Source organism: Candidatus Methylacidiphilales bacterium, from assembly GCA_033875315.1.
Lineage (GTDB): Bacteria > Verrucomicrobiota > Verrucomicrobiia > Methylacidiphilales > CAZTYG01 > JANRJG01.
In genome coordinates this window covers 76,501-95,355 of record JANRJG010000015.1, presented here as the reverse complement: position 1 = coordinate 95,355, position 18,855 = coordinate 76,501, and the positions used below count along the sequence as shown (strand labels likewise).

General features: G+C 61.4%; 17 protein-coding genes. 8 read left to right on the top strand and 9 right to left on the bottom strand.

The window, feature by feature from the left end:
* Positions 1 to 143: 143 nt before the first annotated feature.
* The 3 genes from SFU85_05895 to SFU85_05885 all read left to right on the top strand — a co-directional run bounded on the left by SFU85_05895 (position 144) and on the right by SFU85_05885 (position 2,285).
* Positions 144 to 545, top strand: a complete 402-nt coding sequence (locus SFU85_05895; GenBank protein MDX6766304.1) for a hypothetical protein — start codon at positions 144 to 146, stop codon at positions 543 to 545.
* A gap of 8 nt (positions 546 to 553) precedes the next feature.
* Positions 554 to 1,099, top strand: a complete 546-nt coding sequence (locus SFU85_05890; protein ID MDX6766303.1) for a ribonuclease H-like domain-containing protein — start codon at positions 554 to 556, stop codon at positions 1,097 to 1,099.
* A 73-nt stretch (positions 1,100 to 1,172) separates the two neighbouring features.
* A complete protein-coding gene (locus SFU85_05885; GenBank protein ID MDX6766302.1) occupies positions 1,173 to 2,285 on the top strand; it encodes a PfkB family carbohydrate kinase in 1,113 nt (370 codons plus the stop codon).
* 167 nt (positions 2,286 to 2,452) lie between these two features.
* Here the strand turns inward: SFU85_05885 and SFU85_05880 are convergent, their stop codons facing one another.
* The 3 genes from SFU85_05880 to SFU85_05870 form a co-directional block, all read right to left on the bottom strand.
* The gene (locus SFU85_05880; GenBank protein ID MDX6766301.1) at positions 2,453 to 2,938 is read right to left on the bottom strand and encodes a DUF1318 domain-containing protein; all 486 of its coding nucleotides are present in this window, start codon (positions 2,936 to 2,938) and stop codon (positions 2,453 to 2,455) included.
* Positions 2,939 to 2,940: 2 nt separating this feature from the next.
* A complete protein-coding gene (locus SFU85_05875; GenBank protein MDX6766300.1) occupies positions 2,941 to 4,644 on the bottom strand; it encodes a hypothetical protein in 1,704 nt (567 codons plus the stop codon).
* Between the two features lie 142 nt (positions 4,645 to 4,786).
* The gene (locus SFU85_05870; GenBank protein ID MDX6766299.1) at positions 4,787 to 6,136 is read right to left on the bottom strand and encodes a deoxyribodipyrimidine photo-lyase; all 1,350 of its coding nucleotides are present in this window, start codon (positions 6,134 to 6,136) and stop codon (positions 4,787 to 4,789) included.
* A gap of 90 nt (positions 6,137 to 6,226) precedes the next feature.
* Here SFU85_05870 and SFU85_05865 point away from each other — a divergent pair, with 90 nt between their 5' ends.
* Positions 6,227 to 7,147: a complex I NDUFA9 subunit family protein gene (locus SFU85_05865; GenBank protein MDX6766298.1), complete on the top strand. Its 921-nt coding sequence runs from the start codon at positions 6,227 to 6,229 to the stop codon at positions 7,145 to 7,147.
* 203 nt (positions 7,148 to 7,350) lie between these two features.
* On the opposite strand, the gene SFU85_05860 is transcribed toward SFU85_05865, so the two are convergent.
* Complete coding sequence (locus SFU85_05860; protein ID MDX6766297.1) at positions 7,351 to 8,853, bottom strand: hypothetical protein; 1,503 nt, start codon at positions 8,851 to 8,853, stop codon at positions 7,351 to 7,353.
* Positions 8,854 to 8,926: 73 nt separating this feature from the next.
* On the opposite strand from SFU85_05860, the gene SFU85_05855 reads away from it, so the two are divergent.
* From SFU85_05855 to SFU85_05845, 3 genes are all read left to right on the top strand, one after another.
* Positions 8,927 to 9,649, top strand: coding sequence for an RNA pseudouridine synthase (locus SFU85_05855; protein MDX6766296.1), 723 nt, complete (start codon positions 8,927 to 8,929; stop codon positions 9,647 to 9,649).
* 42 nt (positions 9,650 to 9,691) lie between these two features.
* Complete coding sequence (locus tag SFU85_05850; protein MDX6766295.1) at positions 9,692 to 10,084, top strand: peptide chain release factor-like protein; 393 nt, start codon at positions 9,692 to 9,694, stop codon at positions 10,082 to 10,084.
* A gap of 155 nt (positions 10,085 to 10,239) precedes the next feature.
* Entirely contained in the window at positions 10,240 to 11,115 is an 876-nt protein-coding gene (locus tag SFU85_05845; protein ID MDX6766294.1) for a methylated-DNA--[protein]-cysteine S-methyltransferase, read from the top strand.
* Here the strand turns inward: SFU85_05845 and SFU85_05840 are convergent.
* Positions 11,072 to 12,715 carry an AAA family ATPase gene (locus tag SFU85_05840; protein MDX6766293.1) on the bottom strand — a complete coding sequence of 548 codons (1,644 nt, stop codon included), beginning with the start codon at positions 12,713 to 12,715 and terminating at the stop codon, positions 11,072 to 11,074. The two genes, SFU85_05845 and SFU85_05840, sit on opposite strands and share 44 nt — an antisense overlap.
* 80 nt (positions 12,716 to 12,795) lie before the next feature.
* Here SFU85_05840 and SFU85_05835 point away from each other — a divergent pair, with 80 nt between their 5' ends.
* On the top strand, positions 12,796 to 13,476 hold the full coding sequence (locus SFU85_05835; protein MDX6766292.1) for a DUF3431 domain-containing protein: 681 nt from the start codon (positions 12,796 to 12,798) through the stop codon (positions 13,474 to 13,476).
* Between the two features lie 15 nt (positions 13,477 to 13,491).
* On the opposite strand, the gene SFU85_05830 is transcribed toward SFU85_05835, so the two are convergent.
* From SFU85_05830 to SFU85_05815, 4 genes are all read right to left on the bottom strand, one after another.
* Positions 13,492 to 15,720, bottom strand: coding sequence for an O-antigen ligase family protein (locus SFU85_05830; protein ID MDX6766291.1), 2,229 nt, complete (start codon positions 15,718 to 15,720; stop codon positions 13,492 to 13,494).
* A gap of 91 nt (positions 15,721 to 15,811) precedes the next feature.
* The gene (locus SFU85_05825) at positions 15,812 to 17,173 is read right to left on the bottom strand and encodes an MraY family glycosyltransferase (GenBank protein ID MDX6766290.1); all 1,362 of its coding nucleotides are present in this window, start codon (positions 17,171 to 17,173) and stop codon (positions 15,812 to 15,814) included.
* Between the two features lie 27 nt (positions 17,174 to 17,200).
* Positions 17,201 to 18,280, bottom strand: a complete 1,080-nt coding sequence (locus SFU85_05820) for a glycosyltransferase (protein MDX6766289.1) — start codon at positions 18,278 to 18,280, stop codon at positions 17,201 to 17,203.
* Complete coding sequence (locus SFU85_05815) at positions 18,277 to 18,807, bottom strand: WcaF family extracellular polysaccharide biosynthesis acetyltransferase (GenBank protein ID MDX6766288.1); 531 nt, start codon at positions 18,805 to 18,807, stop codon at positions 18,277 to 18,279. Before SFU85_05815 ends, SFU85_05820 begins: the two co-directional genes overlap by 4 nt.
* Positions 18,808 to 18,855 lie beyond the last annotated feature (48 nt).

Genomic DNA, 18,855 nt, shown 5'->3' with positions numbered 1-18,855 from the left:
CCTTAGTTTAGTTTGTGAAGAGCGGGCCTGTAGCCCGCTCTTTTTTTGCCTTTATCCCGGCTGAGGAGTCAAAAATGACGTCCCGTCTGCCCGGGAGCGGTTTTTACTTGGCCATCCTGCGCCCCCCTCTTCATGCTGCATGGATGCGTTTTCTCATCTGCACCATCCTGCTGCTTGGCGGCGTCCACGGTTCATTGGCGGCGCTGGCCACCCCGGTTCCTGACCACGCCGATCCCGCCTCTCTCCCGCCGGGCGTCAAGCCCGGCATGGTCCGCTACATCAGCCAACCCAACGGCTGGGGCAAGACCAAGGAAGACGCCCTCAAAGACCTCCACACCCGTATCTTCCCTTGGTATGAACGGAATTTCGGGAAAAAACCCGGTTTCGCCATTGATTGGAACTGGGTGGCCTATGTCGAATTGAGCCGCAAACGCTGCTGGCAGGCCGATGGCCGCTTGTGGTGGTATGTCGATCCCGTCGGCGAAACCACCGACGCACGCAGCAGGCACCAGATGGGTCGCTTCCAACTCAACGGACGCCGTTGATTGCACCCATGGCCAGGAACCTCGTTTACTTCGACCTCGAAACCCAAAAGAGCGCCCAGGAGGTCGGTGGCTGGGACCACATCGCCGACATGAAGATGTCGATCGGCGTCACCTACAGCACAGCCCGCGGCGGCTACACCATCTATCATGAGCGCGACGTCGACCTGCTCATCCAGGAACTCCAACGCGCTGACCTGGTCATCGGGTTCAACCTCCTCCGCTTCGACTACACCGTCCTCATGCCTTACACCCTTTTTGACTTCTCCCAGGTGCCCACCCTCGACCTCATGGTCGACATCGAGTCCAAAATCGGCCACCGCATCGGGCTGGACGCCGTGGCCGAGGCTTCCCTGGGGGTCAACAAGACGGCCGTCGGCACCGACGCCCTGAAGTGGTGGAAGGAAGGCAGGCTGAGGGAGATCGCCGAATACTGCTGTTACGACGTCAAGGTGACGAAAGCCGTGCATGAGTTCGGCGCCACCCATGGCAAGGTCTTCTACGAGAGCAACAAAACCCGGCTGAAACGCGAAGTCGCCGTCGATTGGCAGATCTAAAGTCCGCGCCTCATTCGGGTGGCGACACCTTAGCGCTTGAATTTTGCCATGAAATCGCTATTTTCGGGCGCTTATGACTGACTCTCGCCTTGCCCGCCAAACAGCTGAACGCCTCATCGGATCACGCGCCCAGCTCCTGAAATACAACGGCCTGGTCGGCTTCGACGGCTTCGTTGACACCATCCAGGAAGTGGTGGAGCAGCGGCAGACCGCCACCAAATACACCGCCTACAAGTCCATGAAGGACTTCGGCAAGAAAATCAGCGAGGCCGCCGGGAAAAGCGCCAACTTCGAAGTCGTCTCCACGGTGGAAAAGATCGGGGGCAACGGCCCCATCATGGCCTTCGCCCTCAGCACCCTCGGCGCCCCGGTCGAATACGTCGGCATGGTCGGCTACCCCAAGGTCCACCCCGTCTTCTCCGAGTTCGCCAAGCGCGCCAAAATCCACGGCATTTCCGAGCCCGCCCTGACCTCGGCCCTCGAATTCGGCGACGGCAAACTGATGATCGGCCAGCACGCCACCGTCCATGAAGTGAGCTGGGAAACGATCAAGAAAAAACTCGGCGACAAGAAATTCCGCCAACTTTGGGACGCATCCGACTTTGTCGCCATGGTCAACTGGACCATGCTCCCCCACATGTCCGCCCTGTGGAAAAAGATCCTGAGCGAGTTCAAGCCGATCAAGGAAGGCAAGCGCAAGCACCTCTTCTTCGACCTGGCCGATCCGGCCAAGCGCATCGACGCCGACCTCACCGCCGCCCTCAAGACCATCGCGGAATTCCAACAGTTCCACAACGTCACCCTCGGACTGAACGAAAGCGAAGCCAACCACGTCGGCAAGGTGCTCCGACTGAAATCCTTCCCCAAAAACCCCAAAGGCTACGCCGCCATGGCCGGCGCCATCCGGGAAAAACTCGGCCTTCAGACGGTCGTCGTCCACCCGGTCCAGTATGCCTGCGGCGCCGATGCCACCGGTGAATTCTTCGTCAACGGTCCCTTCACCGCCAAGCCCAAGATCAGCACCGGTGCAGGCGACCACTTCAATGCCGGCCTGCTCATCGGGCAACTCCTCGGCCTCAGCCTGGCCCACGCCCTCCAACTGGCCGTGGCCAACTCGGGCTTCTACGTCCGCCACGCCCAGAGCCCGAACCGCGAGCAACTCGTCCGCTTCCTGCAGACGCTCTGAGGTTCTCACCGCCAAGAGCGCGAAGCACGCGAAGTTGGTCTTATCTGATCCTTTGTGATCCTTTGAAAGGCCGCCCCTCCAGGGCGGCCTTTTGATTTTATTCCCCCGCAGTCCACATGCTTCCTGGGCGAACTTTGCGCCCTCGCCCTATGTGGTGAAACGCTCCCCTACCGCTTGATCCAGGTCCCATCTTCCTGCTGCACCCACTCGCCGGGGAAGGCGGCCTCGCGGTTGCGGCGGGCGAAGTCCCGCGCCACCACGGAAACGGGCTGTTTCTTGGACTCGGCGTCATCGTTCAGGATCATCTGCCGGTCGGCGTTCTCCTCCTTGACCACCCGGGCGATATAAGATTGATAGGCAGGGTCCACCGGGGGTTCCTTCAGCACGATCAGGCCGTCATTGCCCTCGCCGACGATGCGGTTGTTCTTCAAAGCCTGCAACTCGGCCATGCGCTCGCGCCGGGCCTGCCTCGGGGAATAGCTTCCGGGGTCGCCGTCGACCGACTTTTTCACCGCCTCGGTCGTGACGTGGACGTTCATGTTCACGTCGATTTTCACCGGGTCCGGGGTGGAAAGCCTGACGGTGGGGGCGCAGGAGAGGAAAACCAATGGCAGCAGGAAAAGCACGCGGCGTAAAGATTGGGTAGGGGTCATGATCATTTGGTTTGGGTGATGGGGTTGATTTTTTCCGGCGCCAGCAGGCCCCGGTCTTCCCAGGTCAGGTTAACGTTCCTTTTACCCTGCTTCCCGTCAAGGTCCAAGCGGAAGGCGCTGTGCGGCGGCTTGAAGGCAATCTCGGCCCGGCCCCCGGTGTAATCGTAGTCGCGGAAAGCCTCCAGGCTGATCCGGGCCAGTTCTTTTTTGAGGGAATTCCACTCCGGCGGGAGGTCCTGGAGCACGCGGTCGACGGCGTTGACGGTCATCCTCCCGGGGCGGTTGAGATCGACCTTGCCAGTGAACTCATCGACCGTGCGGCTCCGGCCTTTGACGGCAAAGGAACTGTCCACCAAACCCCTCATGACAAAGTGCTCCGGGCTGAGCAGATTGGTCACCGGGTCCAACTCCACTCCAGTGGTCGAGGCCCAGGCATTCCAGCTCATGGCATGGTCCAGCATGACCGTGAATCCCCCCTTGACCGAGCCCTGGTAGGCCAGCCCGTCGACCGCCCCGTAAACGCCCTTGCGGTCGAAGGTGACCGAAATGGCCACATCCCGCAGCTCCAACCCCTTCCAGAGTGCCGATTTGATTTTCAACGCAGGGGTGATGTTGCTCAAATCTTTTTCCTTTTGGCCACGCTCCTCGAGCGGAAGGCTGAAATACAGTTCCCCCTCCATCCCCACGATGCTGAGGTTGTATTCCGGGTAGGGCAGGTTGGTCAGCGGAATGCGGAAACCGGCCCGGGCCAATTGCAGGCTGCTGAAATCGGACAACACCAGGCCGTTTTGCTGCGACTCGAAAGTGAGGGGCAGTTTGATCGCCGGCTGGCCATCGCGGGTCAGGACAAGCCCACCCTGGATGATCTGGAAATCCGCGATGCCCCACGGAGTTTCGGAAGCCACGGTCTTGGGCGCGCGCGCCGCTGCTTCCTTCATCCGGTCGGAAAACCAGAAGAGGTCCGGCCCGATGTAGATGGTTGGCGCTTCCAGCACCAACTGGTCGAGCTGCTTTTGCTGGATGCCCGACCAACTGAAGCCGACCCGGATCTTGTCAAAAGCCAGCACCGGCGCCGAGGCATCATAGGGCGAATAGATGATGATGTTTTCCAGGGTGGCGATCTGGATTTCCCGCGCCGCCGGATCTTCTTCCGCCCCGCCCAAGTGCAGATTCGTGAAGACCATGGGGGTCACATCCCCCAATCGCACCGGCAGGGGAGGAATGCCCGGACCCAGATTATCCAATATCAACCGACTCTGGCCGATCATCAGATTCTTTAAGGTAAAAGAAAAAAGTTTTGTTGTTTTTTTGGTCGAAACACCCCCTTGGCGCTGATTCAGGGCGGTCTGCATTTTGCCCAATTGCACTTCCAACCCCTGCACGCGCAGGGTATCCAACGTCCGTCCGAACAAGCCAGAGATGGACCCGTTCAATTCGAGGTATTCGACCCGGGCAAAGTCCTCCACCCGCAGGTTGCGGATGACCAAACGCCCGGCTTTGGGAAAAGTTACGGAGCCAGCCTCGACTTCATACCCGACCTGCCGCCCGGCCCATCGCACGAGATCCTTGTGGTCGTAGGAAGCCACCCTCCACAGGACCAGGACCGTCGAAACCAATCCCAGCAACGCCACCGCCAAAGCCCAAGGCCAACCGTGGCGCAGCCACAACAACGGGCGCAGCAGCAATGGTTTCCTTGGATCGGCCACGGATCAAACTTAGCCATCATATCTCACACCGTAAAGGGGCGTGAGTTAAGGAGGACAAATCCGCCCCCCCTGCATACGAACGGCTTCGCCATCCGTTCACAACCAGCTATCCCATCTTCGCGGTAAAAAGGCCTTTCCCAGTTTACAGACCGGCATCGCGCACGGTCTTGTACAAGGCGAGTGCTTTGTCCCGTTGCTCGGAATGCACCACCACCGGGCGCGGATACGAGGGCGTATCGACCTCGGGAACATAGCGACGGATGAACTTCTCCTCCGGGTCGAACTTGGCCGTCTGGCTGGAAGGATTGAAGATCCGGAAATAGGGTTGCGCGTCGGTCCCGGTCCCCGCCGCCCATTGCCAACCCCCGTTGTTGGCCGCCAGGTCACCGTCGAGCAACTGCTTCATGAAGTAGCGTTCACCCCACTTCCAATCGATGAGCAGGTCCTTGGTCAGGAAGCTGGCCGTTATCATGCGCAGGCGGTTGTGCATCCAGCCGGTCTGGTTCAACTGCCGCATGCCCGCATCAACAATCGGGTAGCCCGTGCGGCCCTCGCACCATGCGGCAAAAAGGGATTTATCATTCTCCCACGCCAGGGCGTCATACCCCTTCCGGAAACAACCACTCTCGACATGGGGGAAATGATGGAGGATGTGTTTGTAAAACTCGCGCCAGATGAGTTCGTTAACGAAGACCCCGATCTCGGCCTCCGGCCCCACCCCGCGGCTCAGGGCTGCGCGCGCGCCCGCCAGAACGGTTCGCGGCGAAAGGGTCCCGAACCGCAGGTGGGGTGACAAGCGAGAGGTGCCCTCCACCGAGGGGATATCGCGCTGCGATTTGTAAGTGCCAACCGCTTCCGCCAGGAAGGCTTTCATCGACTCGTGCGCCGCCCGCTCTCCCGCGGGGGGCAGCTCGATATCCACGCGGTGGCCCAGGCTTTCCAAGGTGGGCAGGGCCGCCCCGGCCAGACCACCCGGCACGCGGATGGATTTGGGTCTTGGCCAGGGAGAAGGCTCGGGCTTTTCCTTCCAAGCCCGGGAAAAAGGCGTGAACACGGTGTAGGGGGTTCCGTCCTGCTTCAGGACCGTGCCCGGGGCATGGACGCACTGATCGTCAAAGGCCCGGAAAGCCAAGCCGGACGATCCGCACATGGCTTCCACCGCCGCATCCCGCTTGAGCGAAAAGGGCTCATAGTCCTTGTTCCAAAAGACCGCTTCGGCCCCGGCCTCCCGGGCCAATTCCCGCAGCGCGGTCACGGGGTCACCTTCCCTGAGGATCAGCCGGCCTCCGATGTGGCGCAGGTTCTTGTCCAACGAATCCAGACAGGCCAGCAGGTAGGCCACCCGCCGCCCGCCGACGTCGGGCGAGGACAGGATCTTGGGATCGAAGACAAACACGGGGACAATCTGCTCCGCCTCTGACAAGGCACGGTGCAGGGCGGTGTTGTCCTCCAACCGCAGATCACGCCGGAACCAGACCAATGCCGTTTTCATTGCACCAAGTTCGTGGGGATCCTTCCCAGCGCAAGCCCGCTTTCAACCAATCCGCTTTGCCTTCGCCGGGCTTTGGTTTATTGCTGGGGGATGATTTTGGTCACCGGTGGGACGGGTTTTGTCGGGCGGGCCATCGTACGCGAACTCCACCGCCGCGGACACCATGCCCGCGTTCTGGCCCGCCATCCGGAATCCGCCGCCGCCCTCCGATTGCAATCGGAAACCGGATGCACCCTGGTCGCAGGAAGCGTGACGGATCCATCTTCTCTGCAGGCGGCCATGACCGGTGTCACCGGCGTCATCCACCTGGTCGGCATCATCTTCGAGCGCGGCTCCCAGACTTTCTCCACCATCCACGCCCAGGGGACGCGCAACCTCGTCGATGCTTGCCACGCCGCCGGTGTCCGCCGCCTCCTGCACATGAGCGCCAGCGGGACGAGGGAGCATGCGGTTTCCGCTTACCATCGCACCAAATGGCAGGGGGAGTGCGCGGTGCGCGCCAGCGGACTCGATTGGACAATCTTCCGCCCGGCCGTCATCTACGGGCCGGGCGACGGATTTTGTTCCATCTTCGTCCGCCAAATGACCCCGCCCCTGCGCTGGCTGACCGGTGGGATCATCCCCATGGTCGGGGATGGCACCACCCTGATGCAACCGGTGCATGTGGATGAAGTGGCGGGGGCCTTTGCGCGCGCGCTCGACACTCCGGCCTCGATCGGAAAAACCTTCGAACTTGGGGGCCCTCCCTTGCCGTTCCGGGTGGTCCTCGAAACATTGGCCCGACAGAACGGGGTCCGCATCCACCCGTTGGCAGTTCCGGTGGAATTCGCCATCCTCGGGGCCTGGTTCATCGAAGCGGTCTCGCCGTGGAAAATCCCCACCCCCGGGCACGTGGCCATGCTGGAAGAAGACCAACAGGCCGACACTTCACCGGCCGCGGCCGATCTCGACTTCCATCCCCTGCCTTTTGCCGCAGGCCTGGCCCGGCACATCTCGGATGCCCAGCCTTAACGATACGGGATACGGGCTCACCAACAAAGACGCGAAGAACGCGAAGCGGAAACGCTTGATTATATTACATTATCAAGCAATCCAACCCTGATAAGGATCGGGGTTGGATTCAGTCTCACCGATTGGTGAACGAGGTTGTTTCATACTCAAACCCGTATGTCTTAGCGAGCTTCGCGCACTTCGCGGTGAAATGCTTTTTCCGTCTAAGGCTGGAGCGGGGGCATCATGCTGATGCGCAGCAGCAGTTTGTCTTCCTCGACCCCGGCGAATTGGTAATGCTGCGAAACCGCGCTCCGCTTGGCCCAGGATTGGAGCTCGGCTTGGAAGGAATTCCACAACAGCCCGCCCAGTATCTGGGGAACCTGCATCCCATCGATCAAGACCCGCCCGGTGCGGAAGCGCTTGCCGCCCGCATCTTCGGATAACTCAATGGTGTAAGTGGCGGTCCAGGTGCGTGAACCACAACGGAGATTTTCTTGTATCAGAATGGCTTGTGGGTCGATCCGGACCGACCAAGCGGTGCGTTCAAGCGCACCCTCCTGCCCCCCGCCGGTGAAGGCCAGGTATTGGGCCAGATGGCTGTTCAGGGCGGCATTCGCCACTTTCACTTCCCTCGGCACATCGACCATTTTCAGATCGGAAGGACGGCTGCAGGCATAGGCCATTTTAAGGAGATCCGGACAAGCCGCCGGCTCGGCCAGCTGCACTTCCGCCCCACGGGGGGCGAACCAGAGACGGTAGATATAGTAGCCCTCGACGGCGACCACGACAAACGAGGTCAGGAAAAGAAGGATCTTGATCGACTCCAACAGTCCGCTCTTGTGCGTCAGCCGGACATGGCCCTGGCTTTTCGACTTGATGACCGTACTTGTGGTGGTCCGCCAGATAAGCAGGGCGGGCAAAGCCAGCACCCCCAGACCGAAACTGACCAACACTCCGATCTGCAGCTGGCCCATCTTGTCCGCCGGGATGACGGTGGCGGGAATTTCCATGCGTCCCACTTTTTCCATGGCCGCCTCCCTTATCTTCCGGAGGCGCTCCTGCTTGAGGGCATCGATTTCTTGCGGGGTTTTCCAAGCGTCTTCGAACCACACCTTGCCCGCAGCGAGAGCGTCCCCGATTTCCTCCCATGGCTTGAGGTGTTCCTGAAGTTTCGCGCTCGCTTCCGGCATTTCTGCGAGCAGGGCGCGGGCATCCCGGATGTGGGCTTGGATCATTTCCGCATCGGGTGTCGGATCTTTGGGCGGCAAAGGCATCGCCAAAACCGCCTCGAGGCGGCCTTGCAGGCGTTTTTGTTTTTCGGCGAGGGCTGCCGCGGCCTGTTCATCCTGAAATTTCACGAAGGCGCGCACTTCCTTGAGTACCGGTCCCACCAACGGTTCGGCAACGGCATGCCGTCCGAGAAAAGCCTCCCACTCACCCAACCGCGCTCGCAGCGCCCCGGCTTCCCATGAACTCTTTTCAGCAGGGGGTTGGACCATGCGTTCCAGAACGAACGATTTCTGCCAAGCTCCCAAGGCCCGTCCACCGGCATCCCGCAGGGTGACCATCTCTCCTAGTTCCTCTACCCGGTCCGGGGAGACCACCTTGACCGGTTCACCCGAGACGGCAATGGCGACCCATTCTGCCGCCCGGACGTGCGGGGCAACCGAGAATAAGAGCCCCCATAGGGCGAGGCCCAAAGCCATGGTCGGAATCCGTTGCATAAACAGCCATGAATATCGGTAGAAGAACGCGGCTTGGCAAAAGGAATCCTCTAACCCAGTGTGAGATTTTCCCGTGTTGTTTCCCATTCTTCAATCAGGCCTGCACTGGCGTGCCGTGGACAAACCTTCGGGCGTCCTCTGCCACCCCACCAAACCAGGCGGTCCCCCCACCCTGCGTGACTGGGCCCTGGAACAATTCCCCGGCGAGCTCAATGCCTGCATCAACCGGCTGGATCGCGAAACCAGCGGCATCGTGCTCCTGGCCCGCACGCACGAAGGCGCCTCTTCCCTCGGCAAGCAAATCATGCGCCGCACCGTCGGAAAGTCCTACCATGCCCTGGTGTATGGTCGCACTCCGGACACAGCGGAAATCAACGCTCCGCTGGCCCGCCTGGGCGACCACGGCCCCTCGGAGATCCATCTCAAACAAGGCGTCCATCCGGACGGCAGCCCGGCGCGGACCCGCATCCAACGACTCGAAACGAGGCAACACCCCCTGGCGGGTGAAATCAGCCAGGTGGCCTGTTTCCCCGAGACCGGACGACTGCACCAGATCCGGGTCCATCTGGCCCACCTCGGTTTTCCGGTCGTTGGCGACAAGATTTACGGTCCGGCTCCGGAAGCTTATCTGGAATTCATCCGCACCGGCTGGACCCCGTCGCTGGAAGCACGGCTGCATCTCAACCGCCACGCGCTGCACGCTTCAGGTATCGGCTTCACCTGGGAAACGGAACGGATACAAATTGTCTCTGCCCTGCCCGGGGATTTGCAAGCTTTCTGGGATTTGGCCCGGTAATCTTCTCTGGGTCCTCCCCACCCTCTGTGGTAAATCTGGACCATGGACTCCACCCTCCAGGAACGACTGAAAACGCTCCGCCTGCGCGAAGAGGATTTCACCGAACGTTTTTGCCGCTCCTCTGGGCCGGGGGGCCAGAATGTCAACAAGGTCTCCACCGCGGTCGAGCTGATCCACCATCCCACCGGACTGTCCGTTCGCTGCCAGGATGGCCGCTCGCAGTCGGGCAACCGCACCCTGGCCTGGGAACGCCTCCTCTCCCGCATCCTGGATGCCCGCAAGGCCGCCGTTCTGGCGCGCCAACAGGAGAGGGAAAAGAAGCGGCGCCAGTACCGCCAACCCTCCAAGGGAGCCAAACGCCGGGCCGTCGAGGGCAAGCGCCACCGCGCCTCGATCAAGGCGGGACGCGGCGGACGGCCGGTTTCGGACGATTGAAACCGCGAACGGACGCGAGTAGTCGCCAATGGGAGAGACAAAAGCTGAAGCCCTCCAGGTCCGTGCTCCATGGCGAGGATTTGCATCCATTCGCGGTCAACGATGTCCGCAAGATCCGGGTGGATGGGACATCCGGGCTTTGCCAGATTCAACCCATGCCCACCCGGAAACCCTGCCAGGCCGAAATGGATTACGCCCGGATTGAGAAGGCGCTGCAATTTCTGGACGCGCACAGCACCCACCCCCCCGACCTCAAGGCCGCGGCGGAACATGTCCACCTGAGTCCGTTCCATTTTCAACGCCTTTTCACACGCTGGGCCGGGATTTCGCCCGCCCTTTTCTTACAGCACCTGAGCAGGGAAGCTGCCCTGGCCCGCCTCCAAACCGGACAGGATATCCTTCACACTTCGCTGGAGATCGGACTGAGTGGTCCCGGCCGGTTGCACGACCTCATCATCCGCACCGACGGGCTGACACCGGGTGAAGCACGCCGCGGCGGCGCCGGAGCGGAAATCCGCTACGGGGAAACCGGCACTCTTCTCGGGCGAACACTCCTCGCCTGGACGGCCCGTGGACTCAGCGTGGTGCGCTTCCTTCCAGACCGCGCACCCTTGGACCATCAAATCCGCGACCTGGCCCGGACCTGGCCGGAAGCAGGATGGATTCACGATCCCCGGGGTGCGGCAGTCCGCGCAGGCAGGCTTTTCGATGGAAACCACAGAACCCCTCTCCATCTGCGCGGCACCCGCTTCCAACTCCAGGTCTGGCGCGCCCTGTTGGACATACCCGAGGGTGCGCTGGTGGATTACGGAACCCTGGCCCGTGCCGTCGGACGACCGGAAGCCGCCCGGGCTGTGGGCACGGCAGTGGGGGCCAACCCGATCGCGGTACTCATCCCCTGCCACCGGGTCATCCGCCGCACCGGCGCCTTCGGCGGCTACCGCTGGGGCATGGCCCGCAAACAATTCCTCCTCGCCCGTGAAGCCCTCAATCCTCTTTCACCCCGGCCACACGACAGGGCGACTCGATGACAAATCGCAGATACTGCCCGAGATCGGTTTGCTCGAAATCCCGCAATGCCATCTCCCGGACAATTTTCCAGTTGTCCGATTTCGGCCAGTGGCCGTAGCGGCGTTTGACATCGTCATACGGGCCGAGTTCCTGGAAGCCCTTGCCCAGCACCTTCTGGATCGCCGCGCGGGTCAAGTAACTCTCCAATGACCTCCGCTCCAGGACATGGCACTCAATGCCCGACTTGCCGCATGATCTGACAAACCCCTGGCGCTCGACAGACAGAACCTCACGGGGCGATGGTTTCTCGCTGTCGATGAGCGCGAAGACATCCGGACAGATGCGGGCAATCTCCCGCAATTCGTCATCCCGGTGTCCGTTGATCATGCTGCTGCCCCCCAGCGGGATGATCACCACCTGGCGGTCTTGGCCGAGGTGGCGGAGGAACTGGCGGACCGCCTTGACTTCGGTCGGTCCCTCGACCAGCAGAATCTTGCGGCAGCCCGCCTGTTGCTGGACGGAAAAGTTGATTTCCCCCAAGACCTCGCTCAATCGCTCCTCCGGTCGGTATCGTTGCACGGTGGTGTAACGGTCGGAGGGATGCCGGACCACTTGGTAGATCCTGTCCCCGGCCGAACGCGCCAAACCCATGCTGTGGGTCGCCAGGAAAAGCGCCTTGCGGGCGTAGCCATTGAGCGCGGTGACGAACTCCGCCTGTATCGATGGGTGCAGGTGGCACTCCGGCTCATCAATGAAGACATAGGCCGGCCGCAGGAGGTGGGCATGGGCCAGGATGAGGAAGACCTGCCCGACCCCGCTCCCGAGTTCGTCAATGCGGTAACGTTCCCCGTTGATGTCAAAAAAAAGCGCCGCCGGCCGGCCCAGGACGGCGACCTCGAATTTTTTGAATTGGAAGATGGACCGCATGTCGCGCTCCAGGCGCCGGGCACCCTCGTTGAAGCGCGCCTTCTCCGTCTCATGGACGCGGAGGAATTTCTTGAAAAACGAAGCCCCCAGTTGGAGATCATAGCTGTGGTCTTCCTCCGGGAACGGGCGCAGGGCACGGTAGGGCCCGATGTACAGACTGTCGGCGAGGGAACCGAAGAGTTCCTGCAAGACCGGCCAGGACACGGTGATGAGGGCGGCCTCGCCCCCGGTCAAACGGGCATGGGAACCCCGGGCATCGACCACTTGGAAACGACCCCGCGCGCCATCCACCCGGGCGATCACGCGGAAGTTCTTCCTCGAGACGACCAGGTCGATCTCACCGGGAACGATGTAGGGCCGGGGATCTGGCTTGCGGGCGGACAGGTCACAATCCAGAACACGAATATTCAGGACCAGGTCACCCCTGGCATGCCGGTGAAGGATGGCTTCGCGATCCTCCACTTCCAGCGGTTGAGGAAGGGGAATCGACTCGTTGAGGAGCGCGGCCCAAACCGCCGGGGACTCGGCCAATTTGGCGAAAAGCGGGCGGAGTTCATAAAACAAACGCAGGAGGGTGGATTTGCCGGCGTTGTTGGCACCAATGAGCGCGGTGGTGCCCCGGTGGATGCGGAGAACGGCCGGATGGGCCTCGTTGAAACAGCGGTAATTCCTGACCTGAATCTCCATGTTCATCCGCTGCCCATTCAAGCACAAACAATCTCGGGCACACGGAGTTTTTGCATCGGGCCCACCCGGCACTGTAGATTGGCACCATGACCGTGGATCTTGTCGTCGCCCGCCACAACGAAGACACCGGATGGCTGCGCAACATCCCCCGGGGGATCAGGTCCTTTGTTTACAACAAGGGGACGGCCCGTGAACGGACCTCGGAAATCCCACTGCCCAATCACGGCCGGGAAGCACAGTCCTACTTATTTCATATTGTTAGTCATTACCACGAACTCCCGGAGACAACCATCTTCTGCCAGGGCCGCCCCTTCGATCACGCCTTTGATTTCCACGACTCGCTGGCCCGCTTGGCGCGCGAGGGATTGGCCGATCCTCCCGGCTTCGAATGGCTGGGGCACATCATCGATACCGACGATGCCACCGGATCACGCCTGTACCAAAGATGGTCGAAGAACGCGGAGCGGACCCCGCTCGACATGGCGGACACCTGGTCTGCGGTTTTCGACCGGCCCTGCCCGGAAACATTCACCTTCGCCTGCGGGGCCCAGTTTGCCGTCACACGCAGCACCATCCATCGTCGCCCGCACGATTTTTACCTACGCGCGGAGGCGGCGTCACGGGCCCGGAACGATGCCGCCCATGCGTTTGAGCGCATGTGGGATGCCGTATTCGACGTGCCGGGATTCCCGGAAGGATTACTGGCCGGACGCACGACTATCTATCGGAAACCCATCCGGCGGCTGCAAATGGATGGAAGCCCCTGATGGCGGCAGCCCCGTTCAAGGCTGCTGCGCGCTGGCTTGGCGGAAACGCTCCAGGGCTTCCCATCCCGCGGCATCGCGTCCTTCTTTCATGCACAACATGGCATCCAGGTAGTGGAGGTAGACCGGCTTGTCTTTCAGGCCCAGCAGCACATCCAAACGCTTGCGTGCGGTCGGGCCATCACCGGATCGCAGGGCCCATTCATAAAGGGCCAGTCCGGCCGGCACGTCATCGGGATGTTTGCGAAGGATTTCGCGGGCCTTGTCTTCGTCCAAATCGAGCCGTGGCAGCACCGGAGGGATGAGGTTTTGCTTGGCCAATTCCATGGCACGGTGCGGCTGCTTGAGGGCCACGTGGGCCCGGGCCAAGGTCCACCAGCCGGCGTTCATCCAGTCCGGACGGGCACAGATTTCCTGGATGAAACGGAGATTTCCCCGCCGTTCCCGCCAGGCCTCAAAAAACGAATCCATGCCATCCGGCGGCAGTTTGTAATAGGAGGGGGCATGCGCCAAAATCCGCTCTAAGTGCCCTTCAAAGTCTTCCGCGCGCGCCCGTGCGAGATTGAAGATATCCAACTCGGGATAGTCCGCAGCCATGCGGTCCAACAGGGGCCTCACCCGGGGGTCACGGCCTGAAGCCCCGAGCATTTCCAAATAAAAACTGGTGCGTTGTTGGCTCCTGCGTTTCAGCGCCTCATCCCAGGCCGCGATCACCTGGGCGGGATCACGGCCCAACCAGGCGACACCAATTTGGTATTGCACAAACGGGCTGTCAGGCTCAAGTGCCCTGACCAACCGGAAGGCCCGTCTGGCCAGTTCTCCGCCCTGGTTAAGTCCCAGGCGGGAAAAGCCCTCCTGACGGTATAAACGCCAGTCCAGTGGTGCCATTTTCTGGCCCTCCAGTGCGCATTCCAACGCCTCGGCATGGCGGGAGGCCTGATCATGGGCTTCCGCCTCCGACATCAGGCGTTCGCGCCGGACCTGCCCCGGCAGATCGAACCATCCCAGGGACATGCCGGCCAGAAGGAAGCCCCAGACCGCCACGGTCACCCCAGCCAGCATGAAGCCCGCGCGCACACGAATCGCCGGAATGGACCCTGACTTGGCCGGGAGCGCAAGAGGGAGAAAAAACAGCACCGCCAAGATGGAACCTAATCGGTGGGCCGGAACGTCCACCGCCGCATGGACCATGAAAAGCAGCAGGACCACGATCGCGGCACGACGCAGTCGCCGATCATTCTCCACCGCCCCGGGCCAGGACACTCGGAGCAGCCACCCAGCCAGGACGATCAACAACACCGCTCCCGGAACCCCGGTTTCCGCCATCCACCAAACCCAGTCACTTTCCGGGTGGATGGGGCGGCTGTAGTTCTGGTAACGGTCCCGGTAGAGGCCGAAAACCCCGTCAAAATTGCCCAGTCCCAATCCCAACACCGGCTGGTCCCGCACCATGTCCAGCGCGTCATGCTGGAGAAGGAGTCTCGATTCCTTCTGCCAGGTCGTCTGATCCCGGGCCGCATGCAGCAGCCGGTCCACTGTTTCGCCGCCAATGAAGAGTGTGGCCGCGAGCAAAAAAAGCGACAGAACCACGCCGGCCACGACGTGGTTTTTTTTGCGCGATCCGACAAATTCCCAGCCCAACCAGGCAGCCGCGCCGCAAAAGAAGAGGATGAAACCGGCACGGGATCCCAGAAGCAGGAGCAGCCCGAGAAAAAAGCCGACCGCACCCAGCCAAATCCATCCATGCCGCCTTCCATGGTGCAACTGGCGCATGCCCAGCGCCAACGCCGCAACCCCGGCCAGCGCCAGGACGTTCGCACTCTGGTTGCGGTTGGGGAATGGACCCGGTTGTATGCCCTCCCAGAGCGGAGGCCGGACCCCGGCAATTTGACAAATCAAGCCGGCCAGCGCCACTCCGGCAAAACCCAGCAGATAGATCTTCAACACCCCTGTGCGCTCTTGGTCACCCAGGTCCTGGGCGTCCAACCAAACCACCCATGCCACGACCGAGCCCAAAGTGAGCCATGCACCCAGGGTCAACCAGGGTTGCGCCGTGTGGGTTGGGGCAAGGGCATGGCCCAAAACCGCTTCCAGATCGTGTCGCCAAGCGGGCGAAGACAACCAACCCGCAGGCAGGAACGGGATGGCACACCACAGGACGAGCGCGATGGACGCCCAGAGGAGAAACGGGCGGGGCGCCGAACGGGGCTCCCAAAAGACCATCGCCAATCCCATCAAGATAAACACCACCCCCTGCCCTAGCGGGCTTGTCCCGCCACCCAGCGCAACCGCCAAAACCGGAATCCCGGCCAAAACGCACAGTCGCGTCCGCCCCATATCAATCCTGCCAGCGCTTGAGGGCCATCATGTAGGGACGGCGGAAACACTCCGCCAGACGCCTCCAATGCTCGCTGTCGCGCAGATCGTTCGGGGCCTGCAACACCAGCGACTCCTCATGGACAAAATAAAGGGTGACATTGAGGTAGCGGTCCTGGTTGATATGCTCATCCAGGACAAAACCCACCCGTCGCAGGGCCTGGATCATCACCACGCGGAATTCCGCCAAACTCTGGCACCGCTCCACTTCCAGTTCCATCAAACTGGCCTGGAGCAGGGCGTAACGCACCTCGCGGCGCCGCTCGATCGAACGACGGACCTGCGAGGCCAGGTCGGCCCAACTCCAGATGTAACCCAGGTAGCGGACCATCAGCACCATGGCCAGAAATAGCATGCCCAGCACGATGGGCAGGGTCCGTCCCTGCGACCAAAGCACGCTCAGCGCCACCATGCTGAAAATGGCGGAAACAAGGTAAAGCCCGAGGACCACCCTCCGCTCGGAAAGGCCCAACCGCTGCAAGCGGTGGTGGATGTGTTCCGCATCGGCGTGGAACAAAGGGAACCCCCGGAAGGCCCGACGGACCAGGGCAAACAACGTATCCATGATCGGCAGCCCCAGGGCCACCATCATGACCAGGATGACCGCGGCCACGGCCCCCTTGTTGGCACTCACCAGCGAGAGACAGGCCACGGCACTGCCAATCAGATACGCACCCCCATCGCCCAGGAAAATGCGGGCGGGCGGGAAATTGAAACACAAAAAACCCAATAACACACCGACCAGGGAAAAACTGACCCAGGACACGTCCGTTTGCCCCATCGACCAGCCGACATAGCCCAGGGTACAGAGCAACAAGGCGCCCAGTCCGGCGGCCAAGCCATCCACCCCGTCAATCAGATTGACAATGTTGGGCACACTGATCAGCCAGAAGATCGACACCCAAAAGCCGAGCGCCCCCAGATTCACACTCACCCCCGATCCCGGATAGGTGACCGACTCAATACTCAGGCCGAGACAGTAGGCCAACACCGCGATCAATATCTGGCAGAACAATTTCAGACGCGCCCCCAGCGGGCGCAGATCATCCCAAAAACCCAGGCCAAACATCAAAACCACCGTGACCAACACGGGCAGCCACCGCGTTGTGTATTCCGGATGGAAAAAGAAGACAACCGAAACGGCGATGAGGAATCCGAACAATACGGGGACCCCTCCCAGACGGGAGACGGGTTGACGGTGTTTCTTGCGGTAATTGTCCGGCCGGTCCAGACCCCAGCCCTTTTCACCCAAATGGATGACCCATGGCGTCACCAAGAGTGCCACCAGGATGCCGACCAATCCGAGAATTGCCGCGATGATCATCCGGGGCCAACATAGACCGGTTATGCCTTACTTCAATGCGTTTGCAAAGACAGCCAGAGCTTGTTCTTGCAATCTGCGGCGGCGCAAAGCAATCGGCTCACCCGACATCGGGAGCCGCTCCCCGGGCAATCCAGCCAACCACCGGGCGACTTCTTCGCTTTGGCCGCAGGAAAAAATCCCGACGCCGCCCCGTTGACTCAACATCCGGGCCACGGCCCCATGCCTTTCCCCAACCCAGAGTATGGTTCTGGGTAAAGATTGCATCACCGCCAGCTTGCTCGGCCAAAGCAATCCCCTCAGACAAGGGAGCCGGGTGGCCACCAATACTTCGGCTTCCATCAATGTTCCCATCAACTGCTCCCTGGGAACGTAGGGCAGCCAGCGACAATGCTTCAAGCCACGCCTTTCCGCCTCCAAGCGTGCTTCTTCGTATCCTGAACCTCCGCCCTGGATCACCAAATCCCAGGCCTTTCCTTCTCTTTCCAAGATTTCCTGGGCGTCCACCAACGTTTCCCAATCATGGGCCCGGCCCAAGTTGCCTGAATACATCCATATACGCCTGCCGGAGACTGCCCGGGCTGAAACATCAGAAGCCGCGAGTTCCGGAGGCCAGGGCGGCAACACCTCGGCTTGGATGCCGTGCCTCTTCTCCAACCACTGGGCCATGTCGTCATCCAGCACCACCACCTTGGCACAAGATCTATAGGCCCATCCCATCAACCCGCCCAAAACTTCGCCCGCCCACCAACCACATTCCCCCAGGGCCACCGCGGTTTCCGGATACACATCCATCACCCAATGCAGAAGACGTGCCCCGCGCACCCGCGCCACCAACACGCCGACCAACAACAGACAGGGCGGCGAACTCAGCACGATGACAGCCCCGGGTTTGGGCCCGGACACGGCCGCCGACATCATGCGCAGCAGGGACCACCCTTCATGCAACCAGCGACCCCAACCACGCCGCCTAACCCCATAGCTCGATCCGCTTCCGACGAGACGGACCTCGTGCCCCTCCTGCTCCAGTATACGGGCCAGGTCGCCAAGAAGCAGCGCGGTTGGCGATGCGTCCGGGGGGACGTATTGGTTCAACAACAGGATTTTCACACGCCGATGGCCCGCGCCGGGTTGCCGGCATACATCCCAGGTTTTTCCGGCGACTTCACCAGGACCGCTCCGGCCGCCAAAACGGTTCCGGAGGGCATATCCACCCCGGGACCAACAAAAGCCGCCGCCGCCACCCAGCATCCAGAATGGATCGTGATCGGCTTCACCACCAGATCGAAGGTTTCACGGTGGCGATCGTGCCACCCCGTGCAGAGAAAAGAGCGCTGGGACAGACAAACATTCGATCCCAATCGCACCGGGGCCAGGGAAAGGATCATCACTTCTTCCCCGATCCAAACGTCGTCGCCCATCTCCAACCTCCAAGGGAACGATATGTTGACCCCGGCGCGGATCACAGCCCGCGCACCAATACGGGCACCGAACCATCGCAGCAAGCCCACCCGCCAGCTTGAGGGCACCGGCCAGAGGGCTTGGAAAAAAAATCCCTGGCAAAGCCGCCACAAGGCTTCTTTCCAAACAGGGGCACCTCGGTCGAAATCTGCGGCTTGGTATCGCGACAAGTCCATGGCGCATACTACGCCCGCCCGCCCACGATTGTCATTCCTTCTCCTGAT

Coding starts and splice junctions, on each gene's coding strand:
- SFU85_05890 (MDX6766303.1), top strand. CDS start 554: ATGGCCAGGAACCTCGTTTACTTCGACCTCGAAACCCAAAAGAGCGCC.
- SFU85_05840 (MDX6766293.1), bottom strand. CDS start 12,715: ATGAACATGGAGATTCAGGTCAGGAATTACCGCTGTTTCAACGAGGCC.
- SFU85_05825 (MDX6766290.1), bottom strand. CDS start 17,173: ATGATCATCGCGGCAATTCTCGGATTGGTCGGCATCCTGGTGGCACTC.
- SFU85_05845 (MDX6766294.1), top strand. CDS start 10,240: ATGCCCACCCGGAAACCCTGCCAGGCCGAAATGGATTACGCCCGGATT.
- SFU85_05835 (MDX6766292.1), top strand. CDS start 12,796: ATGACCGTGGATCTTGTCGTCGCCCGCCACAACGAAGACACCGGATGG.
- SFU85_05895 (MDX6766304.1), top strand. CDS start 144: ATGCGTTTTCTCATCTGCACCATCCTGCTGCTTGGCGGCGTCCACGGT.
- SFU85_05880 (MDX6766301.1), bottom strand. CDS start 2,938: ATGACCCCTACCCAATCTTTACGCCGCGTGCTTTTCCTGCTGCCATTG.
- SFU85_05865 (MDX6766298.1), top strand. CDS start 6,227: ATGATTTTGGTCACCGGTGGGACGGGTTTTGTCGGGCGGGCCATCGTA.
- SFU85_05815 (MDX6766288.1), bottom strand. CDS start 18,807: ATGGACTTGTCGCGATACCAAGCCGCAGATTTCGACCGAGGTGCCCCT.
- SFU85_05870 (MDX6766299.1), bottom strand. CDS start 6,136: ATGAAAACGGCATTGGTCTGGTTCCGGCGTGATCTGCGGTTGGAGGAC.
- SFU85_05860 (MDX6766297.1), bottom strand. CDS start 8,853: ATGCAACGGATTCCGACCATGGCTTTGGGCCTCGCCCTATGGGGGCTC.
- SFU85_05850 (MDX6766295.1), top strand. CDS start 9,692: ATGGACTCCACCCTCCAGGAACGACTGAAAACGCTCCGCCTGCGCGAA.
- SFU85_05885 (MDX6766302.1), top strand. CDS start 1,173: ATGACTGACTCTCGCCTTGCCCGCCAAACAGCTGAACGCCTCATCGGA.